The 19,737-nt window shown below is 60.5% G+C and carries 15 protein-coding genes; 9 read left to right on the top strand and 6 right to left on the bottom strand.

Annotated elements, in window-relative coordinates; translation table 11 throughout:
- Window positions 1-1,744 precede the first annotated feature (1,744 nt).
- The 4 genes from scpA to ACL2XM_RS12935 are packed head-to-tail and all read left to right on the top strand — an operon-like array spanning window position 1,745 to window position 7,188.
- Window positions 1,745-3,889: a methylmalonyl-CoA mutase gene (gene scpA / locus ACL2XM_RS12950; protein ID WP_413733102.1), complete on the top strand. Its 2,145-nt coding sequence runs from the start codon at window positions 1,745-1,747 to the stop codon at window positions 3,887-3,889.
- Complete coding sequence (gene meaB, locus ACL2XM_RS12945) at window positions 3,882-4,877, top strand: methylmalonyl Co-A mutase-associated GTPase MeaB (protein WP_413733223.1); 996 nt, start codon at window positions 3,882-3,884, stop codon at window positions 4,875-4,877. The genes scpA and meaB overlap by 8 nt, the downstream gene beginning before the upstream one ends.
- A 12-nt stretch (window positions 4,878-4,889) precedes the next feature.
- Window positions 4,890-5,675: a methylmalonyl-CoA decarboxylase gene (gene scpB, locus ACL2XM_RS12940; protein ID WP_410015684.1), complete on the top strand. Its 786-nt coding sequence runs from the start codon at window positions 4,890-4,892 to the stop codon at window positions 5,673-5,675.
- Between the two features lie 34 nt (window positions 5,676-5,709).
- On the top strand, window positions 5,710-7,188 hold the full coding sequence (locus tag ACL2XM_RS12935) for a succinate CoA transferase (RefSeq protein WP_410015683.1): 1,479 nt from the start codon (window positions 5,710-5,712) through the stop codon (window positions 7,186-7,188).
- Here the strand turns inward: ACL2XM_RS12935 and srsR are convergent.
- Both srsR and ACL2XM_RS12925 read right to left on the bottom strand, forming a co-directional pair.
- Window positions 7,180-8,100, bottom strand: coding sequence for a LysR family transcriptional regulator SrsR (gene srsR / locus ACL2XM_RS12930; RefSeq protein WP_413730670.1), 921 nt, complete (start codon window positions 8,098-8,100; stop codon window positions 7,180-7,182). The two genes, ACL2XM_RS12935 and srsR, sit on opposite strands and share 9 nt — an antisense overlap.
- Window positions 8,101-8,308: 208 nt before the next feature.
- Complete coding sequence (locus ACL2XM_RS12925) at window positions 8,309-9,493, bottom strand: sugar transporter (protein ID WP_413733101.1); 1,185 nt, start codon at window positions 9,491-9,493, stop codon at window positions 8,309-8,311.
- Between the two features lie 259 nt (window positions 9,494-9,752).
- Between ACL2XM_RS12925 and ACL2XM_RS12920 the strand changes: the two genes are divergently transcribed.
- The 5 genes from ACL2XM_RS12920 to ACL2XM_RS12900 all read left to right on the top strand — a co-directional run bounded on the left by ACL2XM_RS12920 (window position 9,753) and on the right by ACL2XM_RS12900 (window position 13,925).
- Entirely contained in the window at window positions 9,753-10,610 is an 858-nt protein-coding gene (locus tag ACL2XM_RS12920) for a transporter substrate-binding domain-containing protein (protein WP_410015680.1), read from the top strand.
- Between the two features lie 13 nt (window positions 10,611-10,623).
- Window positions 10,624-11,292 carry an amino acid ABC transporter permease gene (locus ACL2XM_RS12915; RefSeq protein WP_413733099.1) on the top strand — a complete coding sequence of 223 codons (669 nt, stop codon included), beginning with the start codon at window positions 10,624-10,626 and terminating at the stop codon, window positions 11,290-11,292.
- Window positions 11,289-11,957: an amino acid ABC transporter permease gene (locus ACL2XM_RS12910; RefSeq protein WP_413722471.1), complete on the top strand. Its 669-nt coding sequence runs from the start codon at window positions 11,289-11,291 to the stop codon at window positions 11,955-11,957. Before ACL2XM_RS12915 ends, ACL2XM_RS12910 begins: the two co-directional genes overlap by 4 nt.
- Entirely contained in the window at window positions 11,935-12,762 is an 828-nt protein-coding gene (locus ACL2XM_RS12905) for an amino acid ABC transporter ATP-binding protein (protein ID WP_413730667.1), read from the top strand. Before ACL2XM_RS12910 ends, ACL2XM_RS12905 begins: the two co-directional genes overlap by 23 nt.
- 152 nt (window positions 12,763-12,914) lie before the next feature.
- Complete coding sequence (locus ACL2XM_RS12900) at window positions 12,915-13,925, top strand: ROK family protein (RefSeq protein WP_413733098.1); 1,011 nt, start codon at window positions 12,915-12,917, stop codon at window positions 13,923-13,925.
- Here ACL2XM_RS12900 and ACL2XM_RS12895 read toward each other — a convergent pair.
- The 4 genes from ACL2XM_RS12895 to ACL2XM_RS12880 form a co-directional block, all read right to left on the bottom strand.
- The gene (locus tag ACL2XM_RS12895) at window positions 13,892-14,740 is read right to left on the bottom strand and encodes a glycosyltransferase family 8 protein (RefSeq protein WP_413728648.1); all 849 of its coding nucleotides are present in this window, start codon (window positions 14,738-14,740) and stop codon (window positions 13,892-13,894) included. The two genes, ACL2XM_RS12900 and ACL2XM_RS12895, sit on opposite strands and share 34 nt — an antisense overlap.
- A gap of 27 nt (window positions 14,741-14,767) precedes the next feature.
- Window positions 14,768-16,156: a D-arabinono-1,4-lactone oxidase gene (locus ACL2XM_RS12890; protein WP_413733096.1), complete on the bottom strand. Its 1,389-nt coding sequence runs from the start codon at window positions 16,154-16,156 to the stop codon at window positions 14,768-14,770.
- A gap of 75 nt (window positions 16,157-16,231) precedes the next feature.
- Entirely contained in the window at window positions 16,232-18,412 is a 2,181-nt protein-coding gene (locus tag ACL2XM_RS12885) for an ATP-dependent helicase (protein WP_413733094.1), read from the bottom strand.
- On the bottom strand, window positions 18,396-19,673 hold the full coding sequence (locus ACL2XM_RS12880; RefSeq protein WP_413733092.1) for a citrate synthase: 1,278 nt from the start codon (window positions 19,671-19,673) through the stop codon (window positions 18,396-18,398). Before ACL2XM_RS12880 ends, ACL2XM_RS12885 begins: the two co-directional genes overlap by 17 nt.
- Window positions 19,674-19,737 lie beyond the last annotated feature (64 nt).

Below are 19,737 nucleotides of genomic sequence, written 5' to 3'. Positions count from 1 at the left end.
CGAGGGTTCGTTTGCCGTGCGTTAGCGGGAGGCAAGGCTTATGCCGCCTCGGCGAAGGTTCGTTTGCCGTGCGTTAGCGGGAGGCAAGGCTTATGCCGCCTCGGCGAAGGTTCGTTTGCCGTGCGTTAGCGGGAGGCAAGGCTTATGCCGCCTCGGCGAGGGTTCGTTTGCCGTGCGTTAGCGGGAGGCAAGGCTTATGCCGCCTCGGCGAAGGTTCGTTTGCCGTGCGTTAGCGGGAGGCAAGGCTTATGCCGCCTCGGCGAGGGTTCGTTTGCCGTGCGTTAGCGGGAGGCAAGGCTTATGCTGCCTCGGCGAAGGTTTCGCTTGCCGTGCGTTCGGTGGTTATATGGCGTGTCCGGTGCCGGCAAGCGACAAAGAGGCCGTACCGCGACGGCCTCCTTGACCTCCGCGCGTCCGGCAGGTCGTGCGCCGCTGCGCGGTTCCCGGCATCACCCATCCCGGCTTTGGGACCGTCCGGGATGCGCTCCCGGCGCAGCCCGGACTTTCGCCGCTCGCGGCGGCTCATCCCGCCATGATGGGCGCTGCCGGCGCACTCTATGCCGGCACCACGTCAACACCATCGTCTGTGAGTAAAACAGCGTTTTTAGGTTTCTTGCGGCATGCACTTACCGGGAAAAATATCAGCACCCATTTTGGGATAAGAGCTAAGAGATAAAAGCTAAAAGCTAAAAGCTGACGCTACTGCTAAAACTCAAAACTCAATATGCAAAACAGAATAATGAATGTCTTACTGCCTGACTGCATTTTGCTGTGCCGACGGCATTCCATCGCCATTGCATCCCTAATGGTCAATCCTATGCCGACGCCAGTCCCTATCCTAAGCAGCAGCGCCGCAGTCACTTCATAAAACGCTTGGCCAACAGCGACATGTGGACCGGCATAAAGCGCGCTGACGGCGCCAGTGCCCCCGGCATGAGCCGCCGGGAGCGGCGAAAGGCCCGGTTGCGCCGGGAGCGCTAACCGGGCCGGTGCATAACGGGGGAACTGGCGGCGGAAGGCATCGCGCAGCGACGCGCGACCTGCCGGGCGCGCGGAGGTCAAGGAGGCCGTCGCGGTACGGCCTCTTTGTCGCTTGCCGGCGCCCGGCACTGCATATAACCACCGAAAGCACGGCAAGCGAAACCCCGGCCGTGGCAACATAAACCTCCCAGCTACGGCGATAAAAATCCCCCGGCCGTGGCAACATAAACCTCCCGGCTACGGCGCCATAAGCCCCCCGCCACGGCAACATAAACCTCCCGGCTACGGCGCCATCAGCCTCCCCGCCGTGGCAACATAAGCCCCCCGGCCACGGCGACATTCACCCCAGCGGGCATCCCCTATTGCCAGACCGCACCAGCCCCATGGCGCGCTTGCAATCAAAAAATAAGCCCCGCAACCCCCGCCCGCAACGCAGACGCGTTAAAGAGTGAGCGAACCCGCCAAATCCCGCTATTTCCCATACGGCAAATAATGATTGCTCAGCATGCATTTTTTGAGGCTGTAAAACTCGCCCGGCGGTGCTATTTATAATCCCAGGTATTTCATCGAAAGTTATGCGGGCCATCATGACGAATTAACGCAGGGCGTTTTAATCGCATTGGTTTTAAATCACGAAGATAGCAACGCCTTATTGTATTTAACCTCACAAGGCTGGATGGGGATTATCCGCCAAGGCGGACTATTGCCCGGCACTGGCAGACCGATGAAATAAACATAATTCTATTCCATCCGGAGAAATATAATGTCGCAAACAGAGGCATGGGAAAAACTTGCCAATAAAGAATTGGGACGGCTGGGCAAAAGCGTCGACGATTTAACTACCCTCACCGCGGAAGAAATCAGCATCAAGCCGCTTTACACCGCCGACGACCTGTCCGACCTGGAGGTCACCGGTTCGCTGCCGGGCATGGCGCCCTTTGTGCGCGGTCCCCGCGCAACGATGTACGCCGCCCAGCCCTGGACCATTCGCCAGTATGCCGGGTTTTCCACCGCCACTGAATCCAACGCCTTTTACCGCCGCAACCTGGCGGCCGGCCAAAAGGGACTCTCCGTCGCCTTCGATTTGCCCACCCATCGCGGTTACGACTCGGATAATGAACGCGTGGCCGGCGACGTCGGCAAAGCCGGCGTGGCTATCGACAGCGTCGAAGACATGAAAATACTGTTCGACCAAATCCCGCTGGATAAAATGTCGGTGTCCATGACCATGAACGGTGCGGTCATCCCCATCATGGCGTTTTATATCGTGGCCGCCGAAGAGCAGGGCGTGCCGCCGGCAGCGCTGACCGGTACCATCCAAAATGATATTTTAAAAGAATACCTTTGCCGCAATACCTATATTTATCCGCCCAAACCCTCGATGCGCATTATTTCCGATATTATTGCCTACTGTTCCGGCAATATGCCCAAATTCAACACCATCAGCATCAGCGGCTACCATATGGGCGAAGCCGGGGCCAACTGCGTACAGCAGGTGGCGTTTACCATCGCCGACGGCATTGAATATATCCAGGCGGCGCTGGCCGCCGGCCTGGATATAGATGACTTCGCGCCGCGCCTGTCGTTTTTCTTCGGCATCGGCATGGACCTGTTTATGAATGTCGCCATGCTGCGCGCCGCCCGTTATTTATGGAGCGAGGCGGTAAGCGGTTTTGGTTCCACCAACCCCAAATCCCAGGCGCTGCGCACCCATTGCCAAACCTCGGGCTGGAGCCTGACGGAACAAGACCCCTACAATAATGTCATCCGCACCACCGTCGAAGCGCTGGCGGCGGTACTGGGCGGCACGCAGTCGCTGCATACCAACGCCTTTGACGAGGCGCTGGGGCTGCCCACCGATTTCTCCGCCCGCATCGCCCGCAACACCCAAATTATCCTGCAGGAAGAATCGGCGGTGTGCCGTACCGTCGATCCCCTTGCCGGTTCGTATTATGTGGAAAATCTCACCGACCAGGTCGTCAAGGCGGCGCGGGAAATTATCTGCCAGATAGGCGAGGTGGGCGGCATGGCCAAAGCCATTGAGGCCGGCCTGCCCAAGCGCATGATTGAAGAAGCCTCCGCCCGCCAGCAGTCGCTTATCGACCAGGGCAAACGGGTGATTGTCGGGGTGAACAAATACAAGCTGGCGCAGGAAGACGCCACCTCGGTGCTGGAAATCGATAACGTCAAGGTGCGCCAGGAACAGGTCGAACGCCTGCGGCAAATCCGCGCCGCCCGCGACGGCGGCGCCGTTGCCGACGCGCTCGGCATGATCAGCCGGGCGGCGCGCGACGGGGGCAACCTGTTGGAAGCGGCGATCCACGCCGCGCGGAGCCGCGCCACGCTCGGCGAAATTTCAACCGCCATCGAGGACGCCTTCGGCCGCTACCTGGTGCAGACCAACTGCGTGACCGGCGTTATCGCCAACAGTTACCACCAGAGCGCGGAGGGCGCGGCGGAATTTGATCAGATCAAGGCCGCCACCGACCGCTTCCTGGCCGAACAGGGGCGCCGCCCGCGCATTCTGGTGGCTAAAATGGGCCAGGACGGCCACGACCGCGGGGCCAAGGTGATTGCCAGCGCCTACTCCGACCTCGGGTTTGACGTCGATCTCAGTCCGATGTTTTCCACGCCGGAGGAAATCGCCAAGCTGGCGGTGGAAAATGACGTGCACGTGATCGGCGCCTCTTCGCTTGCCGCCGGCCATAAGACGCTAATTCCGGCGCTGGTGGCTGCGCTGGCCGGCTACGGCCGTCAGGATATCAAGGTGGTGGCGGGCGGGGTGATACCGCCGCAGGATTATGATTTCCTCTACCGCCGGGGCGTGGCCGCCATCTACGGGCCGGGCACGCCGATGCTGGCCAGCGTGCACGATGTGCTGGATAAAATCGGGCTTTGCCATGCTTAGCGCCGGCCAGTTGGATCAGGCCGTCGGGCAATTGCTGGCGGGCGATCGGGTGGCCCTGGCGCAGGGGATGACGCTTATCGAAAGCGTCCACCCCGCGCATCAGGCGCTGGCCACGCAACTGCTCGACCGCATCATGCCCCATACCGGCCGGGCGAAACGGCTGGGTATTACCGGCGTACCGGGCGCCGGCAAAAGCACGTTTCTCGAGGCCCTGGGCGGTTACGTGCTGACGCTGGGCCTGAAAGTGGCGGTTATCGCCATCGACCCCAGCAGCCCGCTCAGCGGCGGCAGCATCCTCGGCGATAAAACCCGCATGTCGCTGCTTTCCCGCGCGCAGCGGGCGTTTATCCGCCCGGTGCCCACCGGCGGCTACCTGGGGGGGACCAGCCGCCGTACCCGCGAACTGATGCTGCTGTGCGAGGCGGCGGGCTATGACCTGGTGATCGTGGAAACCGTGGGGGTCGGGCAAAGCGAAGTGGATATCGCCCAACTGGTGGACTGTTTTCTCTCGCTGCAGCTGGCCGGCGCCGGCGATGAACTGCAGGGCATCAAAAAAGGCATTATGGAAATGGCCGATATTATCGTTATCAACAAAGATGACGGCGATAACCGCGCCCGGGTGGCGCTCACGGCGCACATGTACCGGGCCTCGCTCGCCATCATGCGGCGCAAATATCCGGCCTGGACGCCGCCGGTGCTGACCTGCAGCGCCCTGGAACCGCGGGGCATCGCCGAGCTCTGGCGCGCCGTCGGCGATTTTTATGATCGGATGGCGGTGGATAACGGACTGATGGCGCTGCGCAAACGCCAGCAGCTGGATGCCATGCGCAGGCAGATCGAGGAAAACACCCTGGCGGCCCTGTTCGCCCGCGGCGATATCCAGGACCGGTACCGGCAGGCGCTGGAGCAGGTGGAAAACCACCGCGTATCGCCGCGCGCCGGCGTGGACAGCGTCACCCACTTTATTGTTGAAAAATTAAACCATTAAGGGAAATGAATTATGGCGTACGAATTTGTCAAAGTGCTGATCGAAAACCGGGTGGGTATTATTGAGTTTAACTATGCCAAAAAGCTTAATGCGCTGAGCGCGGTGTTTATCCGCGATATCCTGCAGGCGCTGGAAGATCTGAATAATATCGATATCCGCTGCGTTATCCTGCGTGCGCCGAAAGGCTCCAAGGTTTTCTCCGCCGGCCATGATATCTATGAGTTGCCGAAAACCCGGCGCGACCCGCTGGCCTACGACGACCCGCTGCGCCAGATCACCCGCGCCATCCAGAAATTTCCCAAGCCGATTATCTCCATGGTGGAAGGCAGCGTCTGGGGCGGGGCGTTTGAACTGATCATGAGTTCCGATATCATTATTTCCAGCAACCTGTCCACCTTCTCCATGACCCCGGTCAACCTGGGCGTGCCCTACAACCTGGTGGGCATCCATAACCTGATCCGCGACGCCGGTTTTCATATCGTCAAGGAGCTTATCTTTACCGCCGCGCCGATCTCCGCCGAACGGGCGCTAAACGTCGGCATTCTTAACCATATCGTCGATCCATCCGAGCTGGAGTCCTTCACGATGCGCATGGCCTGCGTGATTGCTGAAAAGGCGCCGCTGGCGGTGGCGGTGATCAAGGAAGAACTCCGGGTGCTCGGCGAAGCCCATACCCTCAATTCCGATGAGTTCGAACGTATTCAGGGGCTGCGCAGGGTGGTGTACGACAGCCAGGATTACCAGGAAGGGATGGCGGCCTTTATGGAAAAACGCAAGGCGAATTTTATCGGCCACTAAGCCGCGCGGTGAACCGGCGCAAGGAGTGATCAGGATGAACCAGGATTTTACGGTAATGACGGCGGATGAAGCCGCGCAATTAATCTCCCATGGCGATATGGTGGCCTTTAGCGGCTTTACCCCGGCCGGCGCCCCCAAAGCCCTGCCCGCGGCCATGGCCCGGCGGGCGATAGCGCTGCACCTGCGGGAACAGCCTTATCGCATCAAACTGCTCACCGGGGCGTCCATCGGCGCGCTGGCGGACAACCAGCTCGCGGAAGCCGACGCCGTGGAGTGGCGCGCGCCGTACCAGACCGCGCCTGCGCTGCGCGATAAGATAAACCAGGGCGCGGTGAATTTTGTCGACCTGCATCTGAGCGAAGTGGCGCAAATGGTCAATTACGGCTTTTTCGGCCCGATTGATATCGCGGTTATCGAAGCCTCGGCGGTGACCAGGGAAGGTCGGGTGTACCTGACCAGCGGCATCGGCAACGCGCCGGTCTACCTGCAGCAGGCGCGGCGGGTCATTATTGAGCTTAACGACTATCATTCCCCGCGCATCCGCGAGATGAGCGATATCGTTTCCCTCGGCGCGCCACCGTTGCGCACCATGGTGCCGATTTTCCATACCCTGGATCGGGTTGGGGAAAATTATGTGCAAATCGACCCGCAAAAAATCATCGCCGTGGTGCCCACCCATCTGGCGGACCAGATTACCGAGTTCGGCAACGAGAATCCGCTGTGCCTGCAAATCGCCCGCAACGTCGAGCAGTTTCTGCTGAAGGAACTGCACGCCAAACGCATTCCCGACGGGTTCCTGCCGTTGCAGAGCGGCGTCGGCAATATCAACAACGCGGTGCTGAAGGTGTTGGGCCGGAATCCGGATATTCCGCCGTTTATGATGTATTCAGAGGTGCTGCAGACCTCGGTCATCGAACTGCTCGAGCAGGAGCGGATTATCGGCGCCAGCGCCTCGAGCCTCACCGTGCCGCCCTCGGTGCTGGAGCGGATTTATCAGAATATGGACTTTTTCAGCGAGCGCATCGTGCTGCGGCCGCAGGAAATTTCCAATAATCCGGAAATCATCCGCCGTCTGGGGGTCATTGCCCTGAATGTCGGCCTGGAGTTCGACATCTACGGCCATGCCAATTCCACCCATGTGGCCGGCGTCAATTTAATGAACGGCATCGGCGGCAGCGGCGATTTTGAGCGCAATGCCTATCTATCCATCTTTATGGCGCCGTCCATTGCCAAGGGCGGCAAGATCTCCACCATCGTGCCGATGTGCTCCCATGTGGATCACAGCGAACACAGCGTGAAAGTGATTATCACCGAACACGGCGTGGCCGACCTGCGCGGGCTGTCGCCCATCCAGCGCGCCGAGGCCATTATCGGCAACTGCGCCCATCCGATGTACCGGGACTATCTGTATACCTACCTGGCGCGGGGTAAAAGCGGCCATATCCATCACGATCTGGCCCATGCCTTCGATTTGTACCAGAACCTGGAACAGTACGGCAGCATGCTAGTGTGAGGACGGCGGCTCATCGGCGGTGGTGCCGTTGCGGTCATGCTCAATGGCATCCACCAGCCGGCCGAGGGTTTTACAGTTGCGCAGCGAATAGAGATATTCCGGCATGTACATCGGCTTATTGGGCGCGTCAAAGTATTTCAGGCTGGCGGGATTGACAAACCGGTAGGCGAAATGGGGCACCACTGTCAGGAATTGCCCGCGGCTGACGGCGCTGATCTTGGCCAGGAAGCTGTAGGGACGATAGATAATGGTGGGGGTAATGCCGGCATAACGGAAATGCGAGTCGATAAGCGACTCGAAATTGGCCCGGTGCTGGAACCGCATCTGCAGCCAGGGCAGGGTATGCAGCAGCACGCTGGCCTGCACATTGTCATGGATGCGCGATACCAGAAATCCCAGCCGCAGCGGTTCAAGCGGCGTTATCAGCATGCTGGACATTTCGGCGATGCGCGTCGAGGCCTGCTGCGGCGAAATAATCATGTCCACGTCATGGTCCAGCAGGCCGGAAACCAGATCGTTTTCATTAAAATCGAAGGGTTTGGTGGTGAAGCCGTCAAACTTGTCGCCCAGGCTGATAAGCTGATCGAAGATCATCGTCGGGTAAGCGGTGTCGATGCCGATAACGCAGTGTTTCTGATGGTGGCTGGCGGCCAGCATGATATCCGCGTCGATGCTTGCCAGACGCTGGTAGATGGGATAAAGCATCTGGTACAGCTCCTGCCCGGCCTTGTTCAGGCTGATGCTGTTATCGGTGCGCGAGAACAGCTCATAACCGACCATCTCCTCCAGCGCGGCGATGCTTTTACCGAAGGGCGAGGCGGTCATATGCAGTTTTTCGGCGGCTTTGGCGATATTGTTGGTCTGGGCCAACACGATAAAATTCACCAGCTTCTTGGAAACAAAAATACTCATAAGTGCTTTTCACGCCCTGCCGCCGATACGTCTGTCCCGCCGCCGCGCCGCCATGGCCGGAAAAAGCCCACGACAAAACGGCCGCCACGCCATGCCTGGTTTAGAAGTAACAAAATCCCGGCGTGCGAAACGAGAAAGCCATCACACATTGCCGTCCTTGACGATTTTTTGCTATCGGCCATGCCCGCGCCGCCGGCGAACCGAACGGTCAGGCCCGGCGCAGCTCCGCGGCGTAGCGGCGGAAGATAAACAGGCACCATGCCAGGGACACGATAGCCAGCAGGGCGCCGAGATAGCCGATATACGCCAGATCCGCGCGCAGGATAAACTGGTTGCCCAACAGCGCGCCGGCGCCGATGCCCAGATTGAAGATGCCCGAGAACAACGACATGGCCACATCGGTGGCGTCCGACGCCAGCCCTAAAACCTTCACCTGCATGCTCAGGCCGATGGCCATAAACGCCATGCCCCAAATCACGCTCAGGCCGGCAAAACTGATTTTATACCCGGCGGCGGGCTGCAGAACCAGCAGGCAGACGACCACCAGCACGATAGACGTGACCAGCAGGGCGGTGGGATATTTATTGCTGCATACGCCGAACACCACGCTGCCGATAATGCCCGAACCGCCGAAAATCAACAGCAGTAAGGTGGTGTAATCATCGCCCAGCGCCGCCGCATGGCGGATAAACGGCTCGATATAGCTGTAGACGGTGTAATGCGAGGTGACGATCAGCACCGCCAGCAGGTAAAGCGACATCAGCGCCGGGCGTTTTAGCAGCATGGGCACGCTTTTCAGCGAACCGGAGTGCTCGCTGGGCAGCTTGGGCAGCAGTTTGATAATAAAGACCAGGGTCGCCAGGGCGAAAATGCCAATCACCAGGAAGGTGATGCGCCAGCCCAGCAACTGGCCGACAATGCGGCCCAGCGGCAGTCCCAGCACCATGGCAAGGGCGGTGCCGGTGGACAGCATGCTCAGCGCCTGGGTTTTTTTACCCATCGGCGCGACGCGGATCGCAAGCGATGCCGTAATAGACCAGAATACCGCATGCGCCAGGGCGATGCCGATTCTGGATAGCACCAGTACCGTGAAGTTCCAGGCCACGAACGAGAGGATATGGCTGGCGATAAACAGGGCAAAGATCATCACCAGCAGGCCGCGCCGTTCAATATGGCTGGTCAGCAGCATAAAGGGCAGCGACATCAGCGCCACCACCCAGGCGTAGATGGTCAGCATCAGCCCGACCTGGGCGGTCTCCATCTGAAAACTCTGGGCGATATCGGTCAGCAGGCCGACCGGCACGAACTCGGACGTGTTGAAAATAAAGGCGGCAAACGCGAGGGTAATGACTCTTAGCCAGGCGGTCGAACGGGAAACATCTGGAGTATTCATTGAAATCAGCAGGCTATTTTTTACGATCGATTGGTTAACGTTCAATCAAGGTTAGACGAGGTCCGGCGGTGCTATCTGCAAGACGACGTGCTGGCGCGGTAATGATAATAAAATGAACGGCTGCCAAATGCCTAACGTTAGTTGCCGCCAGGCCGAAAAAGTCTTTTTTACGCTTTCAATTCATTAACCATTCAATTACAGAAAGTTAATCTATCCTCTTCGGCCGCGCCGCGCGCCATTTGTCCTGACGGGAGTGGATATGATCTTGCGAAAATACATCATGACCTTTTGCGCCGCCGCGCTCTGCGTCGCCGGCACGCTGATCCCGCCGGCCATCGGCGCGGATTTGCTGGCGCGCGTTAAAGCGGAAAAAGTCCTGACCGTGGCCACCGAGGCCCGCTACGCGCCTTTCGAAATGGTGCGCGACGGCAACATTATCGGCTTCGACGTGGATCTGATGCATCATATCCTGCAAAAACATTTGCCGGGCGTGCGCGTCAGGCAACTGGATTTGCCCTTTCAGGGCATCCTGCCCGGGCTTGATGCCAAAAAATTCGATTTCATGATCACGGCGATGATGGTGGACCGGCCGCGGATGGCGCGTTTCGCGTTTACCGTGCCGGTGGGCGAATCCACGGTGGCGCTGCTAAAGCGCGAAAACGACGCCGCGCTGACGACGCTTGCGGATCTGAACGGTAAGGTGGTGGGCACCGTGGCCGGCTCGAGCCACCTGCGGGTGCTGCAGGCGGTCGACCAGCGGCTGCGGGAACAGGGCATGACGGGCGTTAAAGAGATCAGGCAATACATCGCCTTTGACGAGGCCTATGCCGACCTGGCCAATCAACGTCTCGATGGCGTGGCGCAATCCCTTGCCAATCTCGGGCCGCTTATCAAGAGCCGCCCCGGCGTGTTCGCCGTCATGCGGCCGATGCTGGGGCCCACCACCTATTTCGCCTGGGCGGGACGCAAGGACGCCGACAGCGCCAGCCTGGTGAAACTGTTTAGCGACGGCATCGCCGAGGCCAACCGCGACGGTACCCTCAAGCACCTGCAACTGAAATGGTTCGGCGTGGAAACGCCGCTGCCGCACGATAAAATGCCGGTACCCGATGTGTGACAAGGCGCGCGGCATGGACGACTTAACCGAGTTTTGCCACCTGCTCGCCTCCTGGCTGCCGATGCTTGCCGGCGGGGCGGCAACCACTGCCTCCCTCAGCGCTGCCGCCATGCTATGCGGCTTTTTCGCCGGCACCGGCATTTATTGTTTGCAGCGCGCGCGTTGGCCTGCTTGCCGCGGCCTGGCCCGCGCTTATGTCAGCGTGTTTCGCAGTACGCCGGTGCTGGTCCTGGTGCTGCTGTGCTATTACCTGCCCGGCGAACTGGGCGTTGAGGCCGGCGCCTGGGCCGCCGCCGCCGTGGCGCTCACCCTTAACAGCGCGGCCTATCAAGCGCAAATCCTGCGCGGCGGTTTTGCGGCCGTTCCCGCCGGGCAACAGGATGCCGCCCTGGCCTGCGGCCTGGGACCCTGGCAGGCGTTCTGGCATATTCGCCTGCCACAGGCGCTGCGGCCGACGCTGCCGGCGTTTATTTCGGAGATGATTGATGTGATCAAAGCGTCGGCGGTGGTCTCGGTCATCGCCATCACCGATGTTATGCGGGTCGGGCAGCAACTGGCGTCCGCAAGCTACCGGATGCTGCCGGCCTATCTCGCCGTCGCCCTGGTCTACCTGGTGATGACCAGCCTGCTGGCCCTGGCGGGCCGCCATCTGGAACAGCGCTGGCGCAAGGAGCCTTCGTGAGCGATATCCTGCTGTACCTGCCTGATTTTGCGCAGGCCATGGCCATGACCCTGGCCCTCAGCCTGAGCGCGGCGACGGCCGGCGCCCTGGGCGGTTTTACGCTGCAGGCGCTGTGCAGCCGCTGCCGGCTGCTATACCCGCCGTGGCGCGTTTATGTGTGGCTGATACGCGGCACGCCCTTTGTAGCCCAGCTATCGGTGATCTATTTTGGCCTGCCGGCGCTGGGGGTGATGCTCGGCGCGCTGCCCGCCGCCATTCTTTCGCTGACGCTCTACAGCGCCGCCTATTTCGGCGAAATTTTCCGTGGCGCCTGGTTAAGCATCGGCCGCGGGCAACTGGACGCCGCCCGGGCCCACGCCATCTCCCCATGGCAAAGTTTCTGGCATATCGAGACCCCGCAGGCGCTGCGTTTCAGCCTGCCGCTGCTGTGCAACCAGGTGATTTTAACCGTGAAGGAAAGCGCGGTGGCATCGATTATCACCCTGCCCGAGCTGACCATGGCCGCCGGACGCATTGCCGCCAGCACCTATAGCTATTTTTTGCCCTATGCCCTGCTTATCGCCGGTTACTGGCTGCTGGCGCAGGGGATAAGCCTGGCCGTCGGCTGGCTTGGCCGCCACTTATTTTCCGGAGGATACCCCTATGACCGGGCAACCCATCCTTGAACTACGCGGCGTCGGCAAGTCTTTCGGCGCCCGGAGGATACTGAACGATATCACGCTGCAGGTGCACGCCGGTGAGGTGATAACCCTGATCGGGCCGTCGGGATCGGGCAAGACCACCGCGCTGCGCTGCATGAACTTCCTGGAGGCCTATGACCGGGGGGAAATTTTGATCAAAGGCCGCCTGCTGGGCTATCGCGGCCCGGGCCGGGCGGCAGGGGATCGGGACGGCGCCGCGGGTATCGCGCGGGTGCGGCGTCCGTTGGCCATGGTGTTCCAGCAATTCAACCTGTGGCCGCATATGACGGCGCTGGAGAATGTCGCCGCGCCGCTGATCCTGGGAAAAAGGCGGCCGCGCGCCGAGGCGCGCCGCGCTGCCGCCGCCGCGCTGGCGCAGGTAGGCATGGCGGAGCATGCCGGCGCCTGGCCGGCCCGGCTGTCGGGCGGCCAGCAGCAGCGTGTCGGCATTGCCCGCGCGCTGGCGCTGGAACCCGAGCTGCTGCTGCTGGATGAGCCCACCTCCGCCCTGGACCCGGAACGGGTGGAGGAGGTACTGGAGGTTATCGGCGGGCTGGCGCGCCAGGGCATCACCATGATCATGGCGACCCATGAAATGTCCTTTGCCGCCCAGGTATCCACCCGGGTGGTGTTTATGGCCGAAGGCGCCATCGTGGAAAGCGGCGAGCCGGGGCGGTTGTTCCGCCACCCGGCGACCGGGCGCCTGACATCGTTCCTGGCGCCCTGGCTGCGGCGCCCGCTGCAATTTGGCGGCCCCGACGACGCAGAACCTAGGGCGCCGCGCGGGTGACGCGGTTTTTTTTTACCGCGGCCCGCTTTAGGGCGGATCAAATCACGGTAACATAGTGGCGCGGCCTGACGGCGACGCCGGATAAAAGGAGGTTTATGCGCCGCAGGAAGGTATATTGTCACGGTATGCGTGAATGATAGCGACGAGGGCTTATGGATTATCCGCTGACCAGCAACACCCAGCAACTGAAGCTGATTAACGTTGCCCATGTCATTGAAACGATGAAAGCGCTTCGGCGCGGCACCAAAGCGACCGTGGCCCAGGCGACGGGCCTGAGCTTGGCGACCTGCGGGACGATATTGAACAGCTTATGCGCCAGCGGTGAAATATTGCACGAGGCGCTTGAGGCGTCCAGCGGCGGACGACCTGCGCAGCGTTTTATCTATAATGAGCATTTTTTTTATGTGTTCAGCCTCGCGGTGGCGGGGGAGCATGGTCATTACGTCTACGGCTATACGCTGACCACGGCTATCGGCACCCTCGTCGCCGGCGGCCGTGAAACGCTGCCCAGCGCCGATACCGCCAGCGTTATCGCCTTTATCCACGGCAAAACGGCGCAATACAACGTGCGCGCCATAGGTATCGGCCTGCCCGGCGTGATAGTGGACGGGCGGGTGCTGACCTGCGATATCTCCGCCTTCGAGGACGTGGCGCTGCGCGATATCCTGGCGGCCAGGTTCGCCGCCTTTATCCGCATCGGCAACGATATGAATTTTACCGCCTACGGTTTTTATAAAAACCGGCGCCTGAGCAAAGACCAGCCCCTCGCGTACCTGATGTTTCCGGAAAAACACTGCCCCGGCTGCGGCATTATCGTCGGCGGCAAGGCGCTCGAAGGCGCCACGCAGTTTGCCGGCGAAATTGCCCATTTGCCCTGCCTCAACCGCCCCGGCGCCGGGCGGGCACTGGCGCGCACCGTGGCCGATACGGTTATTTCACTGATTTCCATTATTAACCCCGGCACCATCGCCGTGACCGGCGCGGGACTCGGGCCGCAGATGACGGCCGATATTTTTCGCCTGTGCCAGAAAACCATCCCCAGGCAGCATGTGCCGGACATCATCTACCGCGAAAGCATGGATGACGACTATCTCCGGGGCATCGCCGAAATGACCCTGGAAAGCGCCAATTACCAGCGACTGTTCGGCGCAAGCCGGCGATAGGTCATCCACCAACGCTCGATAAGGGGATAATACGGATCGTGCCGGGCGTCAGGCTGATCCGGGGCGTATTGCCAGGGTTTGTCCAAGATAAAATGCAGGTTTTTGACCTGCGGCATCCGCCACATGGCCGCGTGGTGAACCGATAGCGTTTTCAGGGCGTTATAGCCGTACGGCAGCGCCAGCCAGCGGCCCTGGAAATACGCGTTGAGCAAATCCTGCTCGGGAAAGGGATACGCGGCGAGATCGGTAATGGCGGCCACCTGGCCGGCCAGTTCGTCATAGGTTTTTTCCCCAGGCGTCAATACGATAATACCCGAATTAAAATACGGCGTAAAATCAGCGGGCAGCGCGGCGGGGTTGGCGCTGTAGGTATAATAACAGTTTGCGGGCACCCAGCTTTTGGGATAGGTGGCAATATGGTTGGGATTGCAGCGGCAGGCGTGGCAGGCGGCGATCCCGCCCGCCGGCAGGGGGATATCGAACAGCTCGTCCATGTTTTTCAGCGCCAGCATATCGGCGTCGAGCAGCACCAGCCGGCTGAACCCGGTCAGGCGCCAGGCGCACAGCTTGCTCCATACCTCGGCGAAACGGGCGTAGGCGTAGCCGCCGGCCACCCCGTCCCGCGGGCGGAGCGGGGTAACGGCGCGCACATCGCAGCCCTCGGCCGCCAGGTCGTCACGGATCTGTTGGCCAATCCCGGCGGTCACCATGACCACCAGCGGATAACGCGTATGCGTGTCCTGTAATGATTGATGCAGCGTCCTGACCCCGGCCAGGTAAGCGGGATCGGTCAATAAGGTTATCCAGGCTTTCATCGTCGTTCCTCGGGCCATATCACGCGGTCATGACGTGAAGAGATCCGCGATAAGCGCGTTAGTGAATTTCCCGTGCGGATCGAGGGCGGCTTTCACCTGGCGGAACTGTTCCCAGCGCGGATAGCGCTCGCGCCACTGATAAAGGGCGGGATGGTAATATTTTCCCCAATGCGGCCGTCCCCCTTCGTTTGCCAGCAATTTCTCCACTTCATTGAGAAAATGCACGCCGTCCCGCGACAGGGTGCCGTCCTCGGCGTAATACACCACAAAACCAAAAAAGCAGGTGGCTTCGCCATGTGCGGGACTGAGCCATGCGCTCGAGGGACCGGTACAGCGCAGGATCACCGGGTAATGCATATGGGGGTGCGTTTGCCGGTACCAGCGTTTTATCTTCTGGATCACCTCGCCCGCGCGGCGAAACGGGATGCCGATTTCAATATTGATTTGCGGTGTAGCGATACCGCGACAAAACAGCTGGTAGACGTCGCCGGTAATGTCGGAAAAATCCTTGAAACGCGCCACGGTTTTAAACGGCGTGCCATCCCGGCCGCGGATTTTGGTATCGGTACGCATATGGCCCAGCGTGCGCTCCACCGTGGCGTTCATCGATTGATCGCCGGCGGAGAGCGACAGGGTGCGGCAGCCGTTTTCCCGGTAGCGTTTTCCCTCGGCGTCATTGGCCTCGCGGGCGGACCAGACGTGGACTTTGTCCTCCTCGGGAAACCACCACGCCTTGCTGAGCGGATAGCCTTCATTCCAATCGTACAGCAGGGATTCAAGCTCGCCGGCGCCGCAGGCGCTTTTGAAACAGGTGAACAGCGTCGCCGGTATCGTGCGCAGCGTGACTTCGGTCACCACGCCCAGGGCGCCAAGCGCCAGTTGCGCGGCGCCGAAATAAGGGTGATCGCGATCAAAGCCGGCGATGCTGCCGTCGGCCAGCACCATGCGGATATGCAGCGCCTCATCGGCGATGGAGCTTTGCCCCAGTCCTTGCCCATGGGTGCCGGTGGCCATGGCGCCGGCCAGGGTTTGCAGGGCAATAACGCCGGGGGAGGAGGGCAGCATGCGGCCCATCGCCGTCAGGGTTTGATAAACCTGCTGCAGCGTGGTGGCCGCGGCGAAAGTGACCGTATCCGCGGTCGAGTGGATAAGCCCCTGCATTTGGCCGGCATCCAGCAGCATATCCTGCGGCCCGTCGGCGCGCAGCAGGCTGCCGGTGGACAGCCGGCTGCCCATGATCCTGATTTTACCGCGCGCATCGGCGACCAGCGTCTGCAGTTCCGCTTCGCTCCCCGGCCGGCGTACGTTCGCGCGCGGGCCTAGCGTGGCGTTTTGCGCCCAGTTCCAGACCTGCCGATCGCTCGCTACCAGTTGGGTGTGTCTTGGGGGAAATTGTTCTTCGGCGTAGTCCAACATTGCACTCCTTTTGCAATAAAAATCTATTTCATTATTCAGTGTAGCCCAGACCCTCTGGCCCGGCTTGCGCCGGCGTTATTCCAGCCGGATCAGCGGCGCGCCGAACTGGATGCTGCGCTCGGTGGGCAGTCCGTCGAATTTAATGGAATAGGCGCTTTCATACCCGTCCACCGCGATAACAGTGCCGCAGCCAAAGACGCCATGGGACACCCGATCACCCGCCCGAAAGCGGGACGCGCCGGCGGCGGGCAACGCCGCGTCCGCGGTCATCACATTGTGTCCGCCGCTCATCAGCGCCTGATCCAGCGGAACATCAAACGCCACGTTCTCGCTGCCGGCATCAAAGATAAACCGCGACGGATATTTGAAAATACCGTCATTGGCCACCCCTTCCGAGTCGCTCAGATACAGCCCGTCCATGGCGCGGGTCATGGCGACATAGGCCAGGCGGCGCTCCTCCTCCATCTCTTGCGCGGAGCTTATCTTGCGCCCGGGAAATACCCCTTCGTTCAGGCCGCAGACAAACACATACGGGAATTCCATACCCTTGGCGCCGTGAATGGTCATCAGCTTTACCGTGTCGGTCTTGCTTTCATTATCCAGACTGGTAAACAGCGCAATCCGCGCCAGGAAGTCCTCGAGCGTCGCCTCTTCGTCTTCGCCTGCGGCCTGCACCGCGCGTTTAAGCTCCGCCACGTTATCCAGCCGCTCCTGATCGCCCTGCAGGCGCAGGAAAGCCTCATAGCCGCTCAAATCCAGCAGCGTCTGCAGGGTATTGCCCAGCGACCACCCCGCGCGCTGCGCCCGTACCTGTTCGATGGCGGCCACATATTGCCTGACCCCGGTGCCCGTCAACAGCGCCGCGTCCAGGTTTTCCTTCAGCGCCTGGTACAGGGACAGGCTGCGGGCCTCGGCATAGGCGGCCAGCGTTTCCAGTCGTTTTTTACCGAATTTGCGCGCCGGCACGTTTACGGTGCGCAGAAAGGCCACGTCGTCGCCGGCGGTCACCATGCGCAGATAGCAGATCACATCCTTGATTTCACGCCGGCCATAAAACTCGATACCGCTGAATATTTTGTAGGGCAGGCCGCGGTCGATAAACCGTTCCTCCAGGGCGCGCGTCAGGTAATGGGCGCGGTACAGAACGGCGATATGATTTGGCGGCACGCCGGTATTGCGCAGCCGGGTAATTTCGCCGGCGATCCATTCCGCTTCGAGCTTATCGCTTTTGGCGTGAAAATAGCGCGGCCGCCAGCCGCCGGGCTTCACCGCGTGCAGCGTCTTGGGAAACCTGACCTCATTCTTTTCAATCAGGCAGTTGGAGGCGGCCAGGATTTCCGGGGTGGAGCGATAGTTGGTGCCGAGCGCGATGGTTTCCGCCCCCGGATACGCCTTGTCGAAATCCAGGAACAGGCGCAGATGGGAACCGCGCCAGGAATAGATGGTCTGGTCGGGATCGCCGACGATAAACAGGTTGCCGTGCCTGCCCGCCAGCAGCCTGGCCAGCTTGTACTGCCGTTTACTGACATCCTGGAACTCGTCCACCATGACGTACTGCATCCGGTTTTGCCATTTTTGCCGCACGGCGGGAAATGTCTCCAGGATCCAGGTGGCGAAATTAATCAGATCGTTAAAATCGCAGCCAAAGCATTTCTTCTGCTCATACAGGTAGCGCAGGAAGATTTCCTCGTCGCGATCCCGGGCATCGGCAAAGCGCGCCTTCAGCTGTTCGTTGTCGAGCTGATAAATATCGTCGATATAGGTGGTGGCATACAGTTTTTTGGCTTCCAGCACCTCGTCCAGGGTGCGTTTCACGGTGGTGTCGCGCAGCGTCAGTCCCATATCGGCGAAAATCTTCAGCAGGATCTGCTTCAGGTCTTCCATGTCGAGGATAATAAAGTTGCGCGGATAGTTGAGCAGATGGATATCTTCTTTCAGCAACTGTACGCAGAAGGCGTGGAAGGTGCAGATAGTGCCGAGATCCCGATCGCCCAGCACGGCGCGCACCCGCCGCTTCATCTCATTGGCCGCCCGGTTGGTGAAGGTCACGCACATGATATTCCTGGGCGCGATACCAAGCGTCGAGACCAGGTAGCAGTAACGTTCCGTCAGGGTGCGGGTTTTGCCGGTGCCGGCGCCGGCGATGACCCGCAACGCGCCTTCGGTGGTGACCACCGCCTGGCGCTGTTCTGGATTCAGGGTAGCGAGGGCGCCGGCCACGGACGGCGCGTCGCCGGCGTCAGAGTTTGGAGACAAAATCACGGCGTTCCTCACCGGTATAGACCTGGCGCGGCCGGCAGGTTTTCAGCGGTTGGCTGTGCATTTCATTCCAATGGGCAATCCAGCCGGTGGTGCGTCCTACGGCGGTAATCACCGTAAACATGGACGACGGCAGCCCCATGGCCTTGAGGATCAGGGCGGTGTAGAAATCCGCGCTGGGGTAAAGTTTGTTTTCCAGGAAAAAGGCATCGGTCAGCGCGATGTGCTCCAGCTCCATGGCTACCTGCAGCAGGTTGTCCTCCATGCCCAGCGCATTGAGCACTTCATGGCAGGTTTTGCGCAGGATGGCGGCCCGGGGATCGAAATGGTGATAGATGGAATTGCCGAAGCCCATCAGGCGAAAGGAGTCGTGGCGATCTTTCGCCCGGTTGACAAACGCCGGGATGCGGTCGACGGTGCTTATCTCCTCGAGCATGCGCATACAGGCTTCGTTCGCGCCGCCGTGCAGCGGTCCCCACATGGACGCCAGGGCCGCGGCGATGCAGGCGAAAGGATTGGCGCCGGAGGATCCCGCCGTCCTGACCGTGGTGGTGGACGGGCACTGGCCATGGTCGGCATGCAAAATCAGGATGCGGTTCATGGCCCGCTCAAGCACGGGATTCACCTCGTACTTTTCCGCCGGGATGGCGAACAGCATATGCAGGAAGTTACCGGTGTACGACAGCGTGTTGCGCGGATAGACCGACGGCTGCTCGATGGAATATTTATAACACATGGCCGCCACGGTGGGCATTTTCGACAGCAGCCGCAGCGCCGCCAGTTCCCGGTCCTCGGGCTTGCCCACATCCAGCGCATCGTGATAGAACGCCGCCAGCGCGCCCACCACCGCGCACATCAGCGCCATGGGATGCGAATCGCGGCGAAAGCCGCTCAGCATACGGGTCATCTGCTGATGAATCATGGTATGGCGCGTGATGGACTCGGTAAAGCGGTCATATTCGTCCCTGGACGGCGCCTGGCCGTGCAGCAGGATATAACAGACCTCGGGAAACGTGCAGTGCTCGGCCAACTGGTCGACCGGAAAACCCCGGTGCAGCAGGATGCTGTTGCGCGCATCGATATAGGTGATGGCCGACTCGCAGCCGGCGGTATTCACGAAACCCGGGTCGTAGGTGTAGAGATCTTCCTGGCGAAACGGGCTGATATCCAGGGCCGCGGGGCCATACGAACCGGCATTGAAATCCAGTTCGATGGAACGTTGCGCGTCAAGCGCGAGGGTGGCTTTGTTCTCGGTCATGTTTAAATCTCCAGCCTGGATCTAATGGAAAAAAATAAATGCGATGCGCGCCCGTATACCAGCA

Origin of the sequence: Sodalis sp. RH20, from assembly GCF_047324205.1 — a bacterium.
GTDB lineage: Bacteria > Pseudomonadota > Gammaproteobacteria > Enterobacterales > Enterobacteriaceae > Acerihabitans.
This window is presented reverse-complemented; position numbering and strand designations above follow the sequence as displayed.

Bases quoted from the DNA above. Each gene is read 5' to 3' on its own strand.
- scpA (WP_413733102.1), top strand. From the start codon at position 1,745: ATGTCGCAAACAGAGGCATGGGAAAAACTTGCCAATAAAGAATTGGGA.
- meaB (WP_413733223.1), top strand. From the start codon at position 3,882: ATGCTTAGCGCCGGCCAGTTGGATCAGGCCGTCGGGCAATTGCTGGCG.
- scpB (WP_410015684.1), top strand. From the start codon at position 4,890: ATGGCGTACGAATTTGTCAAAGTGCTGATCGAAAACCGGGTGGGTATT.
- ACL2XM_RS12935 (WP_410015683.1), top strand. From the start codon at position 5,710: ATGAACCAGGATTTTACGGTAATGACGGCGGATGAAGCCGCGCAATTA.
- srsR (WP_413730670.1), bottom strand. From the start codon at position 8,100: ATGAGTATTTTTGTTTCCAAGAAGCTGGTGAATTTTATCGTGTTGGCC.
- ACL2XM_RS12925 (WP_413733101.1), bottom strand. From the start codon at position 9,493: ATGAATACTCCAGATGTTTCCCGTTCGACCGCCTGGCTAAGAGTCATT.
- ACL2XM_RS12920 (WP_410015680.1), top strand. From the start codon at position 9,753: ATGATCTTGCGAAAATACATCATGACCTTTTGCGCCGCCGCGCTCTGC.
- ACL2XM_RS12915 (WP_413733099.1), top strand. From the start codon at position 10,624: ATGGACGACTTAACCGAGTTTTGCCACCTGCTCGCCTCCTGGCTGCCG.
- ACL2XM_RS12905 (WP_413730667.1), top strand. From the start codon at position 11,935: ATGACCGGGCAACCCATCCTTGAACTACGCGGCGTCGGCAAGTCTTTC.
- ACL2XM_RS12900 (WP_413733098.1), top strand. From the start codon at position 12,915: ATGGATTATCCGCTGACCAGCAACACCCAGCAACTGAAGCTGATTAAC.
- ACL2XM_RS12895 (WP_413728648.1), bottom strand. From the start codon at position 14,740: ATGAAAGCCTGGATAACCTTATTGACCGATCCCGCTTACCTGGCCGGG.
- ACL2XM_RS12890 (WP_413733096.1), bottom strand. From the start codon at position 16,156: ATGTTGGACTACGCCGAAGAACAATTTCCCCCAAGACACACCCAACTG.
- ACL2XM_RS12880 (WP_413733092.1), bottom strand. From the start codon at position 19,673: ATGACCGAGAACAAAGCCACCCTCGCGCTTGACGCGCAACGTTCCATC.